Annotated in this window: 15 protein-coding genes and 1 pseudogene; 6 read left to right on the top strand and 10 right to left on the bottom strand. The window is 61.6% G+C overall.

All coding sequences use genetic code 11. From position 1 onward, the window contains the following. The first annotated feature begins 49 nt into the window (after positions 1–49). A pseudogene (locus tag ACZ9H4_RS12575) lies at positions 50–1,509 on the top strand (acetylornithine transaminase). Between the two features lie 17 nt (positions 1,510–1,526). Then, entirely contained in the window at positions 1,527–1,997 is a 471-nt protein-coding gene (locus ACZ9H4_RS12570) for a GNAT family acetyltransferase (RefSeq protein ID WP_408152447.1), read from the top strand. An 84-nt stretch (positions 1,998–2,081) separates the two neighbouring features. Here ACZ9H4_RS12570 and ACZ9H4_RS12565 read toward each other — a convergent pair whose 3' ends face one another. From ACZ9H4_RS12565 to ACZ9H4_RS12535, 7 genes are all read right to left on the bottom strand, one after another. After that, positions 2,082–2,786: an ABC transporter ATP-binding protein gene (locus tag ACZ9H4_RS12565; RefSeq protein WP_408152536.1), complete on the bottom strand. Its 705-nt coding sequence runs from the start codon at positions 2,784–2,786 to the stop codon at positions 2,082–2,084. A gap of 17 nt (positions 2,787–2,803) precedes the next feature. Further along, positions 2,804–3,604 (bottom strand): ABC transporter ATP-binding protein, encoded by an 801-nt coding sequence (locus tag ACZ9H4_RS12560; RefSeq protein WP_408152446.1) that lies wholly within the window; start codon positions 3,602–3,604, stop codon positions 2,804–2,806. 19 nt (positions 3,605–3,623) lie between these two features. Continuing rightward, complete coding sequence (locus ACZ9H4_RS12555) at positions 3,624–4,793, bottom strand: ABC transporter permease subunit (protein ID WP_408152445.1); 1,170 nt, start codon at positions 4,791–4,793, stop codon at positions 3,624–3,626. A 26-nt stretch (positions 4,794–4,819) separates the two neighbouring features. Then, entirely contained in the window at positions 4,820–5,770 is a 951-nt protein-coding gene (locus tag ACZ9H4_RS12550; RefSeq protein WP_042321524.1) for a branched-chain amino acid ABC transporter permease, read from the bottom strand. Positions 5,771–6,000: 230 nt separating this feature from the next. Next, positions 6,001–7,197, bottom strand: a complete 1,197-nt coding sequence (locus ACZ9H4_RS12545; protein ID WP_408152444.1) for a branched-chain amino acid ABC transporter substrate-binding protein — start codon at positions 7,195–7,197, stop codon at positions 6,001–6,003. Positions 7,198–7,739: 542 nt separating this feature from the next. Next, positions 7,740–8,699 (bottom strand): 4-hydroxy-3-methylbut-2-enyl diphosphate reductase, encoded by a 960-nt coding sequence (ispH, locus tag ACZ9H4_RS12540; protein WP_408140669.1) that lies wholly within the window; start codon positions 8,697–8,699, stop codon positions 7,740–7,742. 2 nt (positions 8,700–8,701) lie between these two features. Then, positions 8,702–9,157, bottom strand: a complete 456-nt coding sequence (locus tag ACZ9H4_RS12535) for an FKBP-type peptidyl-prolyl cis-trans isomerase (RefSeq protein WP_175158318.1) — start codon at positions 9,155–9,157, stop codon at positions 8,702–8,704. A gap of 210 nt (positions 9,158–9,367) precedes the next feature. Between ACZ9H4_RS12535 and radC the strand changes: the two genes are divergently transcribed. From radC to nadB, 4 genes are all read left to right on the top strand, one after another. Further along, positions 9,368–10,150: a RadC family protein gene (gene radC, locus ACZ9H4_RS12530; RefSeq protein ID WP_408152443.1), complete on the top strand. Its 783-nt coding sequence runs from the start codon at positions 9,368–9,370 to the stop codon at positions 10,148–10,150. A gap of 238 nt (positions 10,151–10,388) precedes the next feature. Continuing rightward, positions 10,389–10,622 (top strand): 50S ribosomal protein L28, encoded by a 234-nt coding sequence (gene rpmB / locus ACZ9H4_RS12525; protein ID WP_007180631.1) that lies wholly within the window; start codon positions 10,389–10,391, stop codon positions 10,620–10,622. Positions 10,623–10,632: 10 nt separating this feature from the next. Beyond that, the gene (gene rpmG / locus ACZ9H4_RS12520; protein ID WP_476119177.1) at positions 10,633–10,800 is read left to right on the top strand and encodes a 50S ribosomal protein L33; all 168 of its coding nucleotides are present in this window, start codon (positions 10,633–10,635) and stop codon (positions 10,798–10,800) included. A 247-nt stretch (positions 10,801–11,047) separates the two neighbouring features. Further along, positions 11,048–12,646, top strand: a complete 1,599-nt coding sequence (gene nadB, locus ACZ9H4_RS12515; RefSeq protein ID WP_408140665.1) for an L-aspartate oxidase — start codon at positions 11,048–11,050, stop codon at positions 12,644–12,646. Positions 12,647–12,737: 91 nt separating this feature from the next. On the opposite strand, the gene nadC is transcribed toward nadB, so the two are convergent. From nadC to ACZ9H4_RS12500, 3 genes are all read right to left on the bottom strand, one after another. Continuing rightward, a complete protein-coding gene (gene nadC / locus ACZ9H4_RS12510; RefSeq protein WP_476119292.1) occupies positions 12,738–13,661 on the bottom strand; it encodes a carboxylating nicotinate-nucleotide diphosphorylase in 924 nt (307 codons plus the stop codon). Continuing rightward, on the bottom strand, positions 13,661–14,800 hold the full coding sequence (gene nadA / locus ACZ9H4_RS12505) for a quinolinate synthase NadA (RefSeq protein WP_408140929.1): 1,140 nt from the start codon (positions 14,798–14,800) through the stop codon (positions 13,661–13,663). The genes nadC and nadA overlap by 1 nt, the downstream gene beginning before the upstream one ends. Positions 14,801–14,930: 130 nt before the next feature. Beyond that, entirely contained in the window at positions 14,931–16,127 is a 1,197-nt protein-coding gene (locus ACZ9H4_RS12500; RefSeq protein ID WP_408140661.1) for a DesA family fatty acid desaturase, read from the bottom strand. Positions 16,128–16,308 lie beyond the last annotated feature (181 nt).

Genomic DNA, 16,308 nt, shown 5'->3' with positions numbered 1-16,308 from the left:
TCTCGCGCAACGTGTCGGCATCAAGGCCGCGGCGCAAAAAATCGCCTTCATGCGCCGCGGTGCAAATTCATGGTTTACACCGGCGCTTTCCTTGTCGTATTCTTTCGCGCATGAACCACATCCAGTCCGAACTCCGACGTCGCCGCTCGCCGCTCCCTTAGGGACGCCGCTGGCTTCGTCACGGATTCGCGCCACACCAGAGCGCAAGCTGTTCGAATCATGAAAGCCACGGCATGCCGTGGCTTTTTGTTTTTCCGGCCGCTATCTGGCCAACCGTTCATTCACCTTCACCCTGCTTTCACCTGTCTCCTGGAGCCCGCCGTCATGAATTTCAATGAGTACCCGATCGAGTCGCTGATGTACATCACGAACCGGCCTGAAATCGTTTTCACGCACGGTAAGGGCTCATGGCTCTACGACAACAACGGCAAGCGCTATCTCGACTTCATCCAGGGATGGGCGGTCAATAGCCTCGGCCATTGCAACGACGGCATGATCGAAGCGTTGAACAAGCAGGCGAAGCTGCTGCTCAATCCGTCGCCGGCGTTCTACAACGAGCCGATGGCGCGACTCGCGGACCTCCTCACGCAGCACAGCTGCTTCGACAAGGTGTTCTTCGCGAACAGCGGCGCCGAAGCCAACGAAGGCGCGATCAAGCTCGCGCGCAAGTGGGGCAAGAAGTTCAAGGACGGCGCGTTCGAAATCATCACGTTCGATCACAGCTTCCACGGCCGCACGATCGCCACCATGTCGGCAAGCGGCAAGCCGGGCTGGGACACGATCTATGCACCGCAGGTGTCGGGCTTCCCGAAGGCGGATCTGAACGACATCGCATCGGTGGAAAAGCTCATCAACGCGAAGACGGTCGCGGTGATGCTCGAACCGATTCAGGGCGAAGGCGGCGTGATTCCCGCGTCGCGTGAATTCATGCAGCAACTGCGCGAGCTGACGAAGAAGCACAACCTGCTGCTGATCGTCGACGAAGTGCAAAGCGGCTGCGGCCGCGCGGGTACGCTGTTCGCCTACGAGCTGTCGGGCATCGAGCCGGACATCATGACGCTCGGCAAGGGCATCGGCGGCGGCGTGCCGCTCGCGGCGCTGCTGTCGAAAGCGGAGGTCGCCGTGTTCGAAGCGGGCGATCAGGGCGGCACCTACAATGGCAATCCGCTGATGACCGCGGTCGGCTATTCGGTGATCTCGCAACTGACCGCGCCGGGCTTCCTCGAAGGCGTGCGCGCGCGTGGCGAGTATCTGCGCGCGAAGCTGCTGGAGTTGTCCGAGGAACGTGGCTTCAAGGGCGAGCGCGGCGAGGGTCTGCTGCGCGCGCTGCTGCTCGGCAAGGACATCGGCAACCAGATCGTCGAGAAGGCGCGCGACATGCAGCCCGACGGCCTGCTGCTGAACGCGGCGCGTCCGAACCTGCTGCGCTTCATGCCGGCGCTGAACGTGACGAACGAAGAGATCGACCAGATGATGGCGATGCTGCGTTCGATTCTCGACACGCTGTAATCAACCGGAGCACGCCGATGACGACGGGCACAACGCTATCGATCCGCCGCTTCGACGCGCGCGATACCGATGCCGTGGTCGCACTGTGGCAACAAGCCTTCCCCGAGTATCGGGACGCGACGAGGCCGCAGCGCAATCCGCATCTGTCGATCGCCAACAAGCTGGCGACGCAACCCGAGCTGTTCTTTGTCGCGGTGCTCGGCGAGCGTATCGTCGGCACGGTGATGGGTGGTTATGACGGGCATCGCGGCTGGATGTATTCGCTTGCGGTGGATGAATCGCTGCGTCGTCACGGCATCGGCACGCGTCTGGTCGCGCACGTCGAACAGGTGTTGACCGCACTTGGCTGTCCGAAGCTGAATCTGCAAATTCTGTCCGCGAAGAACGACCTACGCGCGTTTTACGAGGCGCTCGGGTATCGCACCGATGCGGTGATCAGTCTCGGCAAGCGCTTGGGCGAACTGGCAGACCCCGTGCCGGCTGGCTGAAGCGTCGCACGCCTGAATGGAAAAAGCCGCATGCGAAAACGCATGCGGCTTTTTTATCGGTACAGCCGGGTTGTTCAGTCCAACTTATTCACCCAGATAAGCCGCCCTAACCTTCGGATCGTCCAGCATCTGCTTCGCGTCGCCCGACATCGTGACCAGGCCCGAGTCCATCACGTAGCCGCGGTTCGCCGCCTGCAACGCGAGACGCGCGTTCTGCTCGACCAGCAGCACGGTCATGCCTTCAGCGGAAATCGCGCGCACCACTTCGAAGATCTTCTCGACCATGATCGGCGACAGACCCATCGACGGTTCGTCCAGCAGCAACAGCTTGGGGCGCGAGATGATCGCGCGCGCCATCGCCAGCATCTGCTGTTCGCCGCCCGAGAGCGTGCCCGCGTATTGCGACGCACGTTCCTTCAGGCGCGGGAAGAAGCCGAACATGCGATCGACGTCCTTCTTGATGCCTTCCGTGTCCGTGCGCAGATACGCGCCCATCTGCATGTTCTCGACGATCGACATGCGCGCGAAGATGCCGCGCCCTTCCGGCACCATCGCGAGACCGCGCTTGAGCAGCTCGTGCGCGGGGATGCCCTTGATCGACTGGCCCATGTACTCGATGTCGCCCGCCGCGTAGGGCTTCAGACCCGTGATCGCCTTCATCGTCGTGGTCTTGCCCGCGCCGTTCGCGCCGATCAGTGTGACCAGCTCGCCCTGCGCGACTTCGAGGTCGATGCCCTTGACTGCCTGGATGCCGCCGTAATTGACCTGCAGGCCCTTGATTTTCAACATTGCTTGCGTTGTGGACATCAGTGGACTCCCGCACCCAGATAAGCTTCGATCACCTTCGCATCCTTCTGCACGTCTTGCGGCAGACCTTGCGCAATCACCTTGCCGTAGTCGAGCACCGTCATCTGGTTGCACAGACCCATCACGAGTTTCACGTCGTGTTCGATCAGGAGAATCGTCTTGCCGTCAGCACGGATCTTGTCGAGCAGCTTGGTCAGCTCGACCTTTTCCGTCGCGTTCATGCCGGCGGCCGGTTCGTCGAGCGCGAGCAGCTTCGGATCGGTTGCCAACGCGCGCGCGATTTCCAGACGACGCTGGTGACCATACGACAGATTGCGCGACGTGTAATCCGCGTACTGCGCAATGCCCACGTAGTCCAGCAGTTCGACCGCGCGTTCCTTGATCTCGCGTTCTTCCTTGCGCTCGGCCGGCGTCTGGAACACCGCGCCGATCAGGCCATGCTTCGTGCGCACATGGCGGCCGACCATCACGTTTTCGAGCGCGGTCATGCCGCCGAACAGACGAATGTTCTGGAATGTGCGGGCGATGCCCGCCTTCGCCACCTGGTACACCGCGGTCGGCGTGTAGTTCTCGCCGTCGAGCTTGAACTCGCCCGAATCCGGCGTGTACAGACCCGTGATCACGTTGAAGAAGGTCGTCTTGCCGGCGCCGTTCGGACCGATCAAACCGTAGATCTGGCCGGCCTTGATTTGCAGGCCCACGTCGGACAGCGCCTGCAAGCCGCCGAAGCGCTTGTTGACGCCCTTCACCGAGAGGCGGATCTGATCGCTGCCCGCGTTGTTGCTTACGTTATCGCTCATATCGTTTCTCCCGCGGGGCTTAGGCGCGCACCGGCTTTTTGCCGTTACGCTTGGCCAGTTTCGCAATCTTGTCTTCGTGCTTCGGCGACGGCCACAGGCCTTCCGAGCGATACAGCATGATCACGACCATCGCGAGACCGTACAGGAGCTGACGGATCACTTCCGTATCGACGATTTCGTGGCCGAAGATCATGTTCTGCAGCGGACCCATCGTCGAGCGCAGGAATTCCGGGAACACCGCGAGCAGCACCGCGCCGAGGATCACGCCAGGAATGTGGCCCATGCCGCCGAGCACCACGCACGCCAGCACCACGACCGACTCCCAGAACGTGAACGATTCCGGCGACACGAAGCCCTGGAACGAACCGAACATCGCGCCCGACAGGCCGCCGAACGACGCGCCCATCGCGAACGCCAGCAGCTTCACGTTGCGGGTGTTGATGCCCATCGCCTTGGCGGCGATTTCGTCTTCACGGATGGCGGCCCATGCGCGGCCGATACGCGAATGCTGCAAGCGGGTACAGACCCAGATCACGAGCAGCGCGCACAACACGAACAGGTAGTAATACGAGTACACCGACGGGAACTGGAAGCCGAACAGCGAATGCGTTTGCGCGAGGCTGAAGCCGCCCACCTGCACCGGATCGATCCCCGTGATCCCCTTCGGGCCGTTGGTGATGTTCACCGGACGGTCGAGGTTGTTCATGAAAATCCGCACGATTTCTCCGAAGCCCAACGTCACGATGGCGAGGTAGTCGCCACGCAAGCGCAGGGTCGGCGCACCGAGCACGATGCCGAAGAACGCGGCGAACGACATCGCGACCGGCACGATGATCCAGATGGGCACATGCAGCCCGTTCGGAGCCAGATGTGCGATCCACTCGAATTGCGACGAGAGGTGCGGCGAACTCAGCAACGCGGCCGTGTAGGCGCCGATCGCGTAGAACGCGATGTAGCCCAAATCCAGCAGGCCGGCGAAGCCGACCACTACGTTCAGGCCCAACGCGAGCATCACATACAGCATCGCGAAATCGAGCACACGGACCCAGTAGTTGCCGCCGGCCGCGCCGATGATCATCGGTGCGGCGATCACGAGAACCGCCGTGATGATGCCGACAGTCAGCGTCTTGCCCAGGTTCTTTTCAGGGATGAGCGTCGTGGACGGCTCGATCGGTTGAATTGAGGTCATGTCTATTTACTCCTTATGGCCCGGGATCAAGCGCGATCCGCAACGCGTTCGCCGAGCAGACCCGACGGACGGAACACCAGCACGACGATCAGCACCACGAACGCGAACACGTCCTGGTAGTTACTGCCGAACACGCCGCCCGTGAGGTTGCCGATATACCCCGCCCCCAACTGTTCGATCAGGCCGAGGATCACCCCGCCCACCATCGCGCCGCCGAGATTGCCGATACCGCCCAGCACCGCTGCGGTAAAGGCCTTGAGGCCAGGGATGAAGCCCATGTAGAAGTGTGCGTTGCCGTATTCGGACGCGATCATCACGCCAGCCAGGGCGGCGAGCGCCGAGCCGATCATGAAGGTCGCCGAGATCACGAAGTTCGGGTTCACGCCCATCAGGCTCGCGACGCCGGGGTTCTCGGCGATCGCGCGCATCGCGCGGCCGAGCTTGGTCTTGTGCACGAGCAGCAGCAGCCCGCCCATCACGAGGAACGCCACCACGATGATCACGATTTCGGTCATCGAGATCACGGCGCCCGGCGTCGTGTCGGTGGCCTTGATCACGTTGATCGGATCGGTGGGCAGCAGTTGCGGGAACGGCAGCGGGTTGCGCGACCAGATCATCATCGCGAGGGTCTGCAGCAGGATCGACACACCGATCGCGGTGATCAGCGGTGCGAGACGCGGTGCCTTACGCAGCGGCCGGTAGGCCACGCGCTCGATCGTGTAGCCGACCAGCGAGCAGACCACCGCCGCGATGATCAGCGCGATGATCAGCGTCGGCACGTTGCCGAGGCCGGGGAAGTGGTTCTGCAGCACGCCTATGGCGGAGAGCGCGACCATCGCGCCCACCATCAACACGTCGCCGTGAGCGAAGTTGATGATGCCCAGAATGCCGTAAACCATCGTATAGCCCAGTGCGATGATGGCATAAACGCTGCCAAGCACCAGTCCGTTTAGGATCTGCTGGATGAAGATATCCATTTAATGCTCCTTAGCCCGTGCGACTGGATTCGCGTTCTTCATCAGCCGGTGGGCGGTGATGCGCTACGGAATCTCAACGGCACTGCGGGTACTGATGTAAAAGACCGGTAAGGGTTATCCGCCGCCGGTTCGCCCAGACGACCGGGATGCGGTCGCGGGCTTGCCCTTGAACGGATGCAAAAACGGCACCGTTGGGTGGTTTCGGTGCCGTCAGGCTGAACGTCCCGTCATCACATCTTCACGACGTCGAGAACCGCTTTCTTGCCGTTCTTGAAGTCGTAAAGCGTAATGGCGCCCTCTTTCAAATCACCCTTGTCGTCGAACGCGATGTGACCGATTACCCCGTTGTAATCGGTCGAGGGCATCGCAGCCAGCACCTTGGGCGCCTCGATCGAATTAGCGCGCTTCATTGCATCGACGATCACGTACACAGCGTCATACGTGAACGGCGCGTAAATCTGCACCGGTGTGTGGAAGCGGTCCTCGTACTTCTTTTCGAAGTCCGCTCCGCGGTCCATTTTCGAAAGCGCGAGCCCTGCTTCCGAACAGACCAGGTTTTGCACGGCGGTTCCCGCCAGCTCACCCACCTTGTCGGTACACACACCGTCGCCGCCAAGGATTTTTGCCCTGATACCGAGCGCCGCCGCCTGCTTCGTAAACGGCCCGCCCGTCGCGTCCATGCCGCCGAACATGATCACGTCCGGCTGAACACTCTTGATCTTTGTGAGGATGGCCCGGAAATCCGTGGCCCGGTCGTTCGTCGCCTCCCGTGCGACGACTTTCGCCCCGCTCGCCTCGACGGTCTTCGCGAATTCGTCCGCGAGCCCCTTACCGTAGGCGGTTGCATCGTCCACGATGGCGATGCGTTTGGCGCCCAACGCCTTTGTCGCGTAATTGGCGAGCGCCGGACCTTGTTGCGCGTCGGTGGCGACGACCCGGTAGGTCGTCTTGAAACCCTGCTGCGTGTACGCCGGATTGGTCGACGACGGCGAGATCTGCACGATGCTCGCATCGCTATAGATCTTCGAAGCCGGAATCGACACCCCCGAGTTCAGATGCCCGACCACCGCGACCACATGGTCGTCGACCAGCTTCTGCGCGACGGCGGTGCCCGTTTTCGGGTCCGCCGCATCGTCCTGCGCGTCGAGCTGCAGCTGGATCTTGTGACCGTCGATCGTCAAACCCTGCGCATTGATTTCCTCGACCGCCAGACGCGCGCCGTTTTCATTGTCCTTGCCGAGATGGGCGATGCCACCCGTCAAAGGGGCCGCATGACCGATCTTCACGACGGTCGCTTCACTGGCGGGGGCTGCTGCTACCGCCGCCGAGGCGCCCGCTCCCGCTTCGACATCCTGTTTCTTGCCGCACGCGGTCAACATCGCAACCGCAGTCGCGACGGACACGGCGTAAGCAAATTTGACTCGCATTAAGTAGGTCTCCTGCGCCTTGCAAAATCCGTTGTTCGGGACCGTAAGGCCTTGAGAACGCGCGCATTGTAACTCCAATTTTACGGCTGGCAATATTGTTGAACCGGTGGGGTTTTCCTGCATTGCAACCTTATTTTGAGAGCTAAAACCGCTAAAAGGCGCAACCGGGTTGCGACAGTTTTTCGTGCATCAGTTGCACCAGCTCGGGACCCAATGGCATCAAGTGTTGCAGCGAATCGGCCCGATACCCGGTTGGAGCTTGGTTTGCGTTATGTATTACGTTTCCTGCAATATCGAAGACGACGCACTACTTTAGTGCGTCAAAATTCAATGCGACGGATTTAACACCGACAAAACGGGGACACATCGAACCGTTATGGATAAAAAACCGAATCACGATTCAAAAGAATTTGTGCGGGAGGGCACTCCAACCGGCTCGCCGAGCTGATATGGCACTTTATTTTCATGAACTTGCCCAGGCTTCGGACGAAAAAAAACGCGCCCTGGGGCGCGCCTTCTTCCAACCTGGTTCAGCGGAACTGTCAGGCCGGCAGACCCAATCCGCGCGGCAGCGGAAACGCGATATTTTCCTCGATGCCGTCGAGTGCGCGCACATTGCGCACGCCGAGATCGCGCAAGCGGGCGATCACCGCCTGCGCCAGCACTTCCGGCGCCGACGCGCCGGCAGTCACGCCGATACGCCGCTTGCCTTCGACCCATATCGGATCGATCTGATCGGGCGAATCCACCATATAGGCCGGCACGCCGAGTTTTTCGGCCAGTTCGCGCAGCCGGTTGGAGTTCGAACTATTCGGGCTGCCAACCACGATCACGACGTCGCACTGCGGCGCCATGAATTTCACGGCGTCCTGGCGGTTTTGCGTGGCGTAGCAGATGTCCTGCTTCTTCGGCTCACGGATAGACGGATACTTGGTCTTCAGCGCGCGGATGATTTCAGCCGCATCGTCGACTGACAACGTGGTTTGCGTGACGAACGCGATCCGCTCCGGATCGGCCAGCTGCAAAGCCTGCACGTCTTCGATGTCTTCGACCAGATGCATGCCTTCGCCCGCCTGCCCCATCGTTCCTTCGACTTCCGGGTGGCCCTTGTGGCCGATCATCACGATGTCGAAGCCGTCCTGGCGCATCTTCGCGACTTCGATATGCACCTTCGTCACGAGCGGGCACGTGGCGTCGTACACGCGCAGCCCGCGCGACTCGGCTTCCGAACGCACGGCCTTCGACACGCCGTGCGCACTGAAGATGACCGTATTGCCGGCCGGCACTTCTTCCAGCCGCTCGATGAAGATCGCGCCCTTCTTGCGCAAGTCTTCGACCACATAGGCGTTGTGGACGATTTCGTGGCGCACGTAGATCGGCGAGCCGTGCAGCTTGATGGCCCGCTCGACGATCTCGATCGCCCGATCGACGCCGGCGCAAAATCCACGCGGCTGCGCCAGCAGGATCTCGGTTTCGGCAAGAGTCGTATCCGTGATGCTCATGTTTACAAAATCCCGATGATTTTCACTTCAAACGCCAGCGCCTGGCCGGCAAGCGGATGGTTGAAATCGAACAGGGCCGACGTCTCGCCGACCTCCTTCAGGACACCGGCGTAGCGCCCGCCGCCCGGCGCGTTGAATTCGACCAGGTCACCTGGCGAAAAATCCTCGCCGATCATGCTGTTTTCGCGCAGCGTGGCCAGCGACACGCGCTGGATCAGCTCCGGATTGCGGGGGCCGAACGCCTGGCCCGGGGTTAGCTGAAAGGTCGAATGGTGGCCCACCTTCAAACCCAGCAAAATATCTTCCAGCGGCGGCGCCAGTTGACCGGCGCCAAGCAGCAGCGTGGCCGGCTTGTCAGTAAACGTGTTGATGACTTCGGCGCCATCGGCAAGGGAAAGCCGGTAGTGAAGCGTCACGTGTGAACCGGCCTTCACCTCGGAAATGTCGATGATGCTCATGCAATGCTCGCTCAGTCGAAGCGCGCTGCACGGGTGTGCTGCAGGCGCAGTCGACGCCGCAGTTCACGCGTGTGGCACACCATCGGGGTGCCGTGCGCAAAGCGTCTATTGTAAGCCACATAGCGGGCGGCGGCTTGGGTCAGTCGCGCGCATGGCGGCAGGGCATAACCTCGCCCTGCACCACCCACCGAAGCGGAGGATTCTCTTTATATGGCCGATTACGTGAGCACGATTGACGATGCAGCCGCACAGACAGCGCTGCCGGAGGCGCCGACCCCACGCGCCGCCGCAGCGGCTGGCGCGCCCGCCCGGCCACCGCTGCTGCGCGGCAAATGGCAAAAAAAAGACATGCCGCGCGAGCGTCTGATCGACCTGGGCGCGAGCGCCCTGTCAGATACCGAGATGATCGCACTGGTGCTAGGCTCGGGCCGGCCCGGCCACGACGTCTTCAGCGTCGCGCGCGCATTGCTCGACCGCTTCGGCTCACTGCGCGCCATGCTCGACGCGGCCTACGTGGACCTCGACGGCATCCGCGGCCTCGGGCCGGCGAAAAAAGCGCAGTTGCTGGCGATCATGGAAATGGCCCGGCGCTCCCTGGTCGATAAAATGCGCAGGCGCTCGCTGTTGAACTCGCCCGAAGCCGTGGAGAACTATTTGCGCCTGCTGATCGGCGGTCGTCCGCAGGAAGTGTTCGTGTCGCTCTTTCTCGACGCGCGGCATCGGCTGATACGCTGCGAGGAAAGCGCGCAGGGCTCGGTCACGCGCATGGCGGTCTATCCTCGCGAAATCGTACGGCGCGCGCTGAATCTCAATGCGGCGAGCCTGATCGTCGCGCATAATCACCCTTCCGGCGCCGTCCAGCCAAGCGCCAGCGACTGCCGCCTGACGCACACGCTGCGCGACGCGTTGGCGTTGATCGACGTGCAACTGATCGATCATCTGGTGGTCGGCGCGGACAGCGTCTACTCGTTTGCCCGCGCCGGCTGGCCGTGATGGCACAAGGACCAGGGCCGCGCAGGCGGGGCGCCGTGTCCGGTGTCGCAAATAAGGTTTGATTTTGCGGCTTTTTTTCCGCTATAATTCCGGTTTGCCTATTTCCAACCCCCTGTTCCGAAGCCATCAAGGCGTTCCGGAAAGCTCAAGCGCCTCTAGTTTCCAAACTTAAGCGCGGCTCTTTTCGGGAAACTTTCACGGCGTTCGAACTCAGAATTAGCGTATTAGGAGTGCTCTCATGGCACGCGTATGCCAAGTAACTGGGAAAGCGCCGATGAGCGGCAACAACGTTTCCCACGCGAACAACAAAACCAAGCGCCGGTTCCTGCCGAACCTGCAAAACCGCCGCATTTGGGTGGAAAGCGAAAACCGTTGGGTGCGTCTGCGCGTTTCGAACGCCGGCCTGCGCCTGATCGACAAGAACGGTATCGACGCTGTGCTCGCAGATCTGCGCGCACGCGGTGAAGCCTAAGGAGTAAATCATGGCGAAAGGCGCACGCGACAAGATCAAGCTGGAATCGACCGCAGGCACGGGTCACTTCTACACGACGACGAAGAACAAACGCAACATGCCGGAAAAGATGCTGATCAAGAAGTTTGATCCGGTCGTCCGTAAGCACGTTGAGTACAAGGAAAGCAAGATCAAATAAATCTTGGCTCCAGCCTGACGAAGGCAAAAGACATGCAAAAAAGCCTCGCATTCGTGCGGGGCTTTTTTGTTTTCTGCGCGCCCTTCTTACCTCACCGCCGCCAAGTTGCTCCGTTCTTCGTCCACGCGAACAGTCTTATGTCGTTCAGCCAGCTTTCGTTCATCCGTTGCGGCGCGTATGCTTTCTTGTTTTAGCGGCGAGCGGATCGCGCGCCGTCGTGGCAAAACGAAAGACGGAGATGCAGGTAATGGAATTCGATGTGGCGATTGTCGGTAGCGGTCTGGCTGGCTTGAGCGTTGCGCTCAATCTGGCGGAGACCCGGCGGGTTGCAGTGGTCGCCAAGCGATCGATGACCGAAGGCGCAAGCGACTGGGCGCAAGGCGGCATCGCCGCGGTGCTGGATTCAGCGGACAGCATCGAAAATCACGTGCGCGACACGCTGATCGCCGGCGGCGGACTGTGTGACGAGGCCGCTACACGCTTCATTGTCGAGCATGGGCGTGCCGCGATCGAATGGCTGATCGAGCAAGGCGTGCCGTTCACCAAAGACGATGCCGCCGAACTTGGCTTCCACCTGACGCGCGAAGGCGGGCACAGCCATCGCCGGATCATTCATGCTGCCGATGCGACCGGCCACGCGGTGGTTGCCACGCTCAGCGAGCGCGTGCGCCGCCATCCGAACATCACGCTGTTCGAAGATCACTACGCGATCGACCTGATCACGTCCGACCGCCTCGGTCTGCCGGGCCGCCGTTGCCACGGTCTGTACGCGCTCGATCTGCAAAGCGGCCGCACCGTGACGATAGAAGCGCCGCATACGGTGCTCGCCACCGGCGGCGCCGGTAAGGTCTATCTGTACACCACGAACCCCGACACCGCGACCGGCGACGGCATCGCCATGGCATGGCGAGCCGGCTGCCGCGTGTCGAACATGGAATTCATCCAGTTCCATCCGACCTGCCTGTTCCATCCGTACGCGAAGTCGTTTCTGATTTCCGAGGCGGTGCGCGGCGAAGGCGGCATTCTGAAGCTACCGGACGGCACGCGCTTCATGCCGAACCACGACGAGCGCGCCGAACTTGCACCGCGCGATATCGTCGCGCGTGCGATCGATTTCGAGATCAAGAAGCGCGGCATCGACTGTGTGTATCTCGACATCAGCCATCAACCACCCGAATTTCTGCGCGAACACTTCCCGACAATTCTCGCGCGCTGCCTGGAGTTCGGCATCGACATCACCAAGGAGCCGATCCCCGTCGTGCCGGCGGCGCACTACACGTGCGGCGGCGTCGTGACCGATCTGGCGGGCCGCACCGATCTCGCGGGCCTGTATGCCGTCGGCGAGACGTCGTGCACCGGCCTGCACGGCGCGAACCGGCTCGCCAGCAACTCACTGCTCGAATGCCTCGTGATCGGACGCTCCGCGGCGCAGGCTATCGAGGAAGAAGGCTTCAGCGCGGCCGTTCATGCGCCGTTGCCGGATTGGGACGAAAGCCGCGTGTCGGATCCCGACGAAGAAGTCGTGGTCGCTCACAACTGGGATGAACTGCGTCGGCTGATGTGGAATTACGTCGGCATCGTGCGCACCGACAAGCGGCTCGCACGCGCGAAACACCGGTTGGCGTTACTGCGCGACGAGATTCATGAGTATTACGCGAACTTCAAGGTGAGCCGCGATCTGCTGGAACTGCGCAATCTGGTCGACGTCGCCTCGTTGATCGTCGAAGGCGCGCGCTCACGGCGTGAGAGCCGCGGGCTGCATTTCAGCCGGGACTGGCCGGCAACGCTGCCCAAAGCGCTGCCGACGGTTCTCTCGCCAGAGCACGTGCGCAACCGCAACGTGTGATCGTTTCGAGCTGCATGAAACGAAAAGGCCATCGCCGGAATGATCCGGCGATGGCCTTTATCATTGACCGCAACCGCTTGCGGGCGAGCGATCAAACGATCCGCATCGAGTAATCCGTCGCGCGCACGTCCTTGGTCAGCGCGCCGATCGAGACGCGATCGACGCCCGTTTCGGCAATCGTCCGCACGGTCTCGAAGTTCACGCCGCCGGACACCTCCAGCACCGCCCGCCCCGCCGTGATGCGGACCGCGTCGCGCATTGCATCGAACGAAAAGTTGTCCAGCAAAATGGATTGCGCGCGATGCGCCAGCGCGGTTTCCAGTTGCTCGAGCGTCTCGACTTCGATCTGGATCGACACGCCCGCGTTCAACGCGAGCGCCGCGTCCATAGCGGCACCCACGCCGCCTGCCGCAGCAATATGGTTTTCCTTGATGAGGATGCCGTCGTACAGTGCGAGCCGTTGATTCGCCCCGCCGCCCACGCGCACCGCGTACTTTTGCGCGAGCCGCAAACCCGGCAGTGTCTTGCGTGTGTCGAGAATGTGCGTGCGCGTATGCGCGATCGCGTCGACATACCGGCGCGTCGCGCTCGACACACCCGACAGCAATTGCAGAAAATTCAGCGCATTGCGTTCCGCAGTCAACAGCGCGCGAACCGGTCCGCGCAGTTCGCAGACCGGCGTGTCCGCGATCATCCGATCACCCTCACGATAACGCCACCGCACGTCGATCCGCGGATCGACCTCGCGCATCACCGCGTTGAACCACGGCACGCCGCACAACACCGCCTCCTCGCGCACGATGATGCGCGCATCGCGCACGTCGTCGACGGGGACAAGGCGGCCGGTCTGATCGCCCGTACCGACATCTTCGGCCAACGCATCGACGACATTGCGCGCCAAGGCGGCGTCGAACGCCGCGCCGTACTGCGCGTGAATCTCGGCGAACAGCGGCGACACCGCCTCGATCCGCGCGCGCTCGACTGCTCCGTCAACGCTCCCTTCAACCGCCCCCATCACGCTGCCCCCACGTTCGAATACAGTTGCGCGTCGCGCGCGAGATCGCCGCTTGCCTGCACGCGCTTCTTGTGACGCGCGGCGAAGTCCAGCATCCGGTCGATCGGCTGACGCGCCCGCTCGCCGATCGCGCGATCGACGAAGATTTCGTTGTGGCCACGCTCCAGCACGTCGGCCAGATTCGCGAGCCCGTTCATGGCCATCCACGGGCAGTGCGCGCAACTCTTGCAAGTCGCACTATTGCCGGCCGTCGGCGCGGCGATCAACGTCTTGCCGGGTGCGGCGAGCTGCATCTTGTGCAGAATGCCGAGATCGGTCGCCACGATGAAGTGCGTTGCGTCAAGCTTTTGCGCGGCGTCGATCAATTGCGTGGTCGAGCCCACCACGTCCGCTTGCGCGACCACGTTGGCAGGCGACTCCGGATGCACGAGCACCTTCGCGCCCGGATACTCGGCGCGCAACAGATCGAGTTCGATGCCTTTGAATTCGTCGTGCACGAGGCACGAGCCCTGCCACAACAGCATGTCCGCGCCGGTCTTGTTCTGGATATAGCTGCCAAGGTGCCGGTCCGGGGCCCAGATGATCTTTTCGCCACGCGCGTGCAGGTCGGCGACGATCTCCAGCCCTATCGACGAGGTCACCATCCAGTCCGCGCGCGCCTTGACCGCGGCGCTTGTGTTCGCGTACACGACCACCGTGCGATCGGGGTGCGCGTCGCAGAAAGCGGAGAATTCGTCCACGGGACAGCCCAGATCGAGCGAACAGGTTGCGTCCAGATCCGGCATCAGAATGCGCTTGTCCGGGCTAAGGATTTTCGCCGTCTCGCCCATAAAGCGCACGCCGGCCACCACGAGCGTTTGCGCTTCGTGATCGCGCCCGAAACGCGCCATCTCCAGCGAGTCCGCCACGCAACCACCGGTTTCGTCCGCAAGCTCCTGCAATTGCGCGTCGACATAATAGTGCGCGACAAGCACGGCTTTCTCGCGCTCGAGCAACGCGCGGATGCGGGCTTTGAGCGCAACTTTCTCTTCCACCGACGGCGTCACTGGCACCTTCGCCCACGCCTGCCCGATCCCACAGGTGGTGCCCTGTGCTTGCGGGCGGTCGTACTCGACCGTCCTGATCGCCTGCTGATCCATGATCTCCTCTACCTTCGCTCTGCCGCCGCCGACTGCCAATCTCATGTCGTTGCAATTTCCGCGGCCCAAAAAGCAAAACCCCGCCAACGCGGGGTTTTGTGACGTAACGAAATTTTAATAGATTTCGCGATCAAGCATAACGACGCAGTCGCGTCGCGAAATCCTGTAGCGCCTTGATACCGCTCTGCTCAGCGCGATGGCACCAGTCCTGCAACTGGATCAGCAGCTGATCGCGCGACGCATTGGAGCGCTCCCACATGGCCGAGAGCTCATTGCGCATGTCGATGTACGTCTTGAGCTTCTGGCTGTTCGCGAAGATTTGCGGCAACAGGCGCTTCTGCGGCTCATCGAGCCCGGCCTCTTCCTTATGGAACCAGCTGCGGGCACCACGCATGACCTGATACTTTTCCCGCGCGCCGACTTCCTTCAGATGCGCGAGCTCCTGACGGTATGCACGCTTGAGCGCCTTGCCGTAACGGGCCATCACTTCGTAGCGGTTGGCCAGCACAGCTTGCAGCGTGTCCTGGTCGAGTACCAGCTTGCCGGTGGTCAGACGCGGCGTAGGCGCGACCTTCTTCACCTTGGCCAGACGAAACGCCGACATGATGCGGATGTACATCCAGCCGATATCGAACTCGTACCACTTGTTCGACAGCTTGGCCGATGTCGCATACGTGTGGTGATTGTTATGCAGCTCTTCGCCGCCGATGATGATGCCCCACGGGAAGATGTTGGTGCTCGCATCCGACGAGTTGAAGTTGCGATAGCCCCAGAAGTGCGCGAGACCGTTGACCACGCCGGCGGCCCAGAACGGAATCCAGACCATCTGCACGGCCCAGATCGTCAGACCGACGACGCCGAACAGCGCGACGTTCAGCACCATCATCAGGCTCACGCCGAGGATCGGGTACTTGGTGTACACGTTGCGTTCCATCCAGTCGTTCGGCGTGCCGTGACTGAACTTGCGCATCGTTTCTTCGTTCTTCGCTTCGGTGCGATACAGTTCCGCGCCTTCGAGCAGCACCTTCCAGATGCCGCGCGTCTGCGGGCTGTGCGGATCTTCTTCGGTTTCGCACTTGGCGTGATGCTTCCGGTGAATCGCGGCCCACTGGCCGGTCAGCATGCCGGTGGTCATCCACAGCCAGAAGCGGAAAAAATGACTGGCGATCGGATGCAGCTCCAGCGCGCGGTGCGCCTGGCAGCGGTGCAGATAGACCGTCACCCCAATAATGGTGATGTGCGTCACGACCAGCGTGTACACGACGAGTTGCCACCACGAGAAGTGCAACAGGCCGTGGGCAAGGAAAGCGAGCAATGAATTCAACAAGGCAATTTACCTGTGAAACGAGAGACACGAGACACCCGCGGAATGCGCGTGTCAAGAAAGTGAAAGCATACAGCGGGATTGGACGACATTCTACTCGAAGCGTTCCAAGTGTTTGTAACAAATAGGGATTTTTTGTGCGGCATCAAGAGAACGAAGCCTGCCGGAGCCAAATTTAACGCTG

The sequence above is a fragment of the Paraburkholderia sp. TE9906 genome, from assembly GCF_056279605.1.
This window is presented reverse-complemented; position numbering and strand designations above follow the sequence as displayed.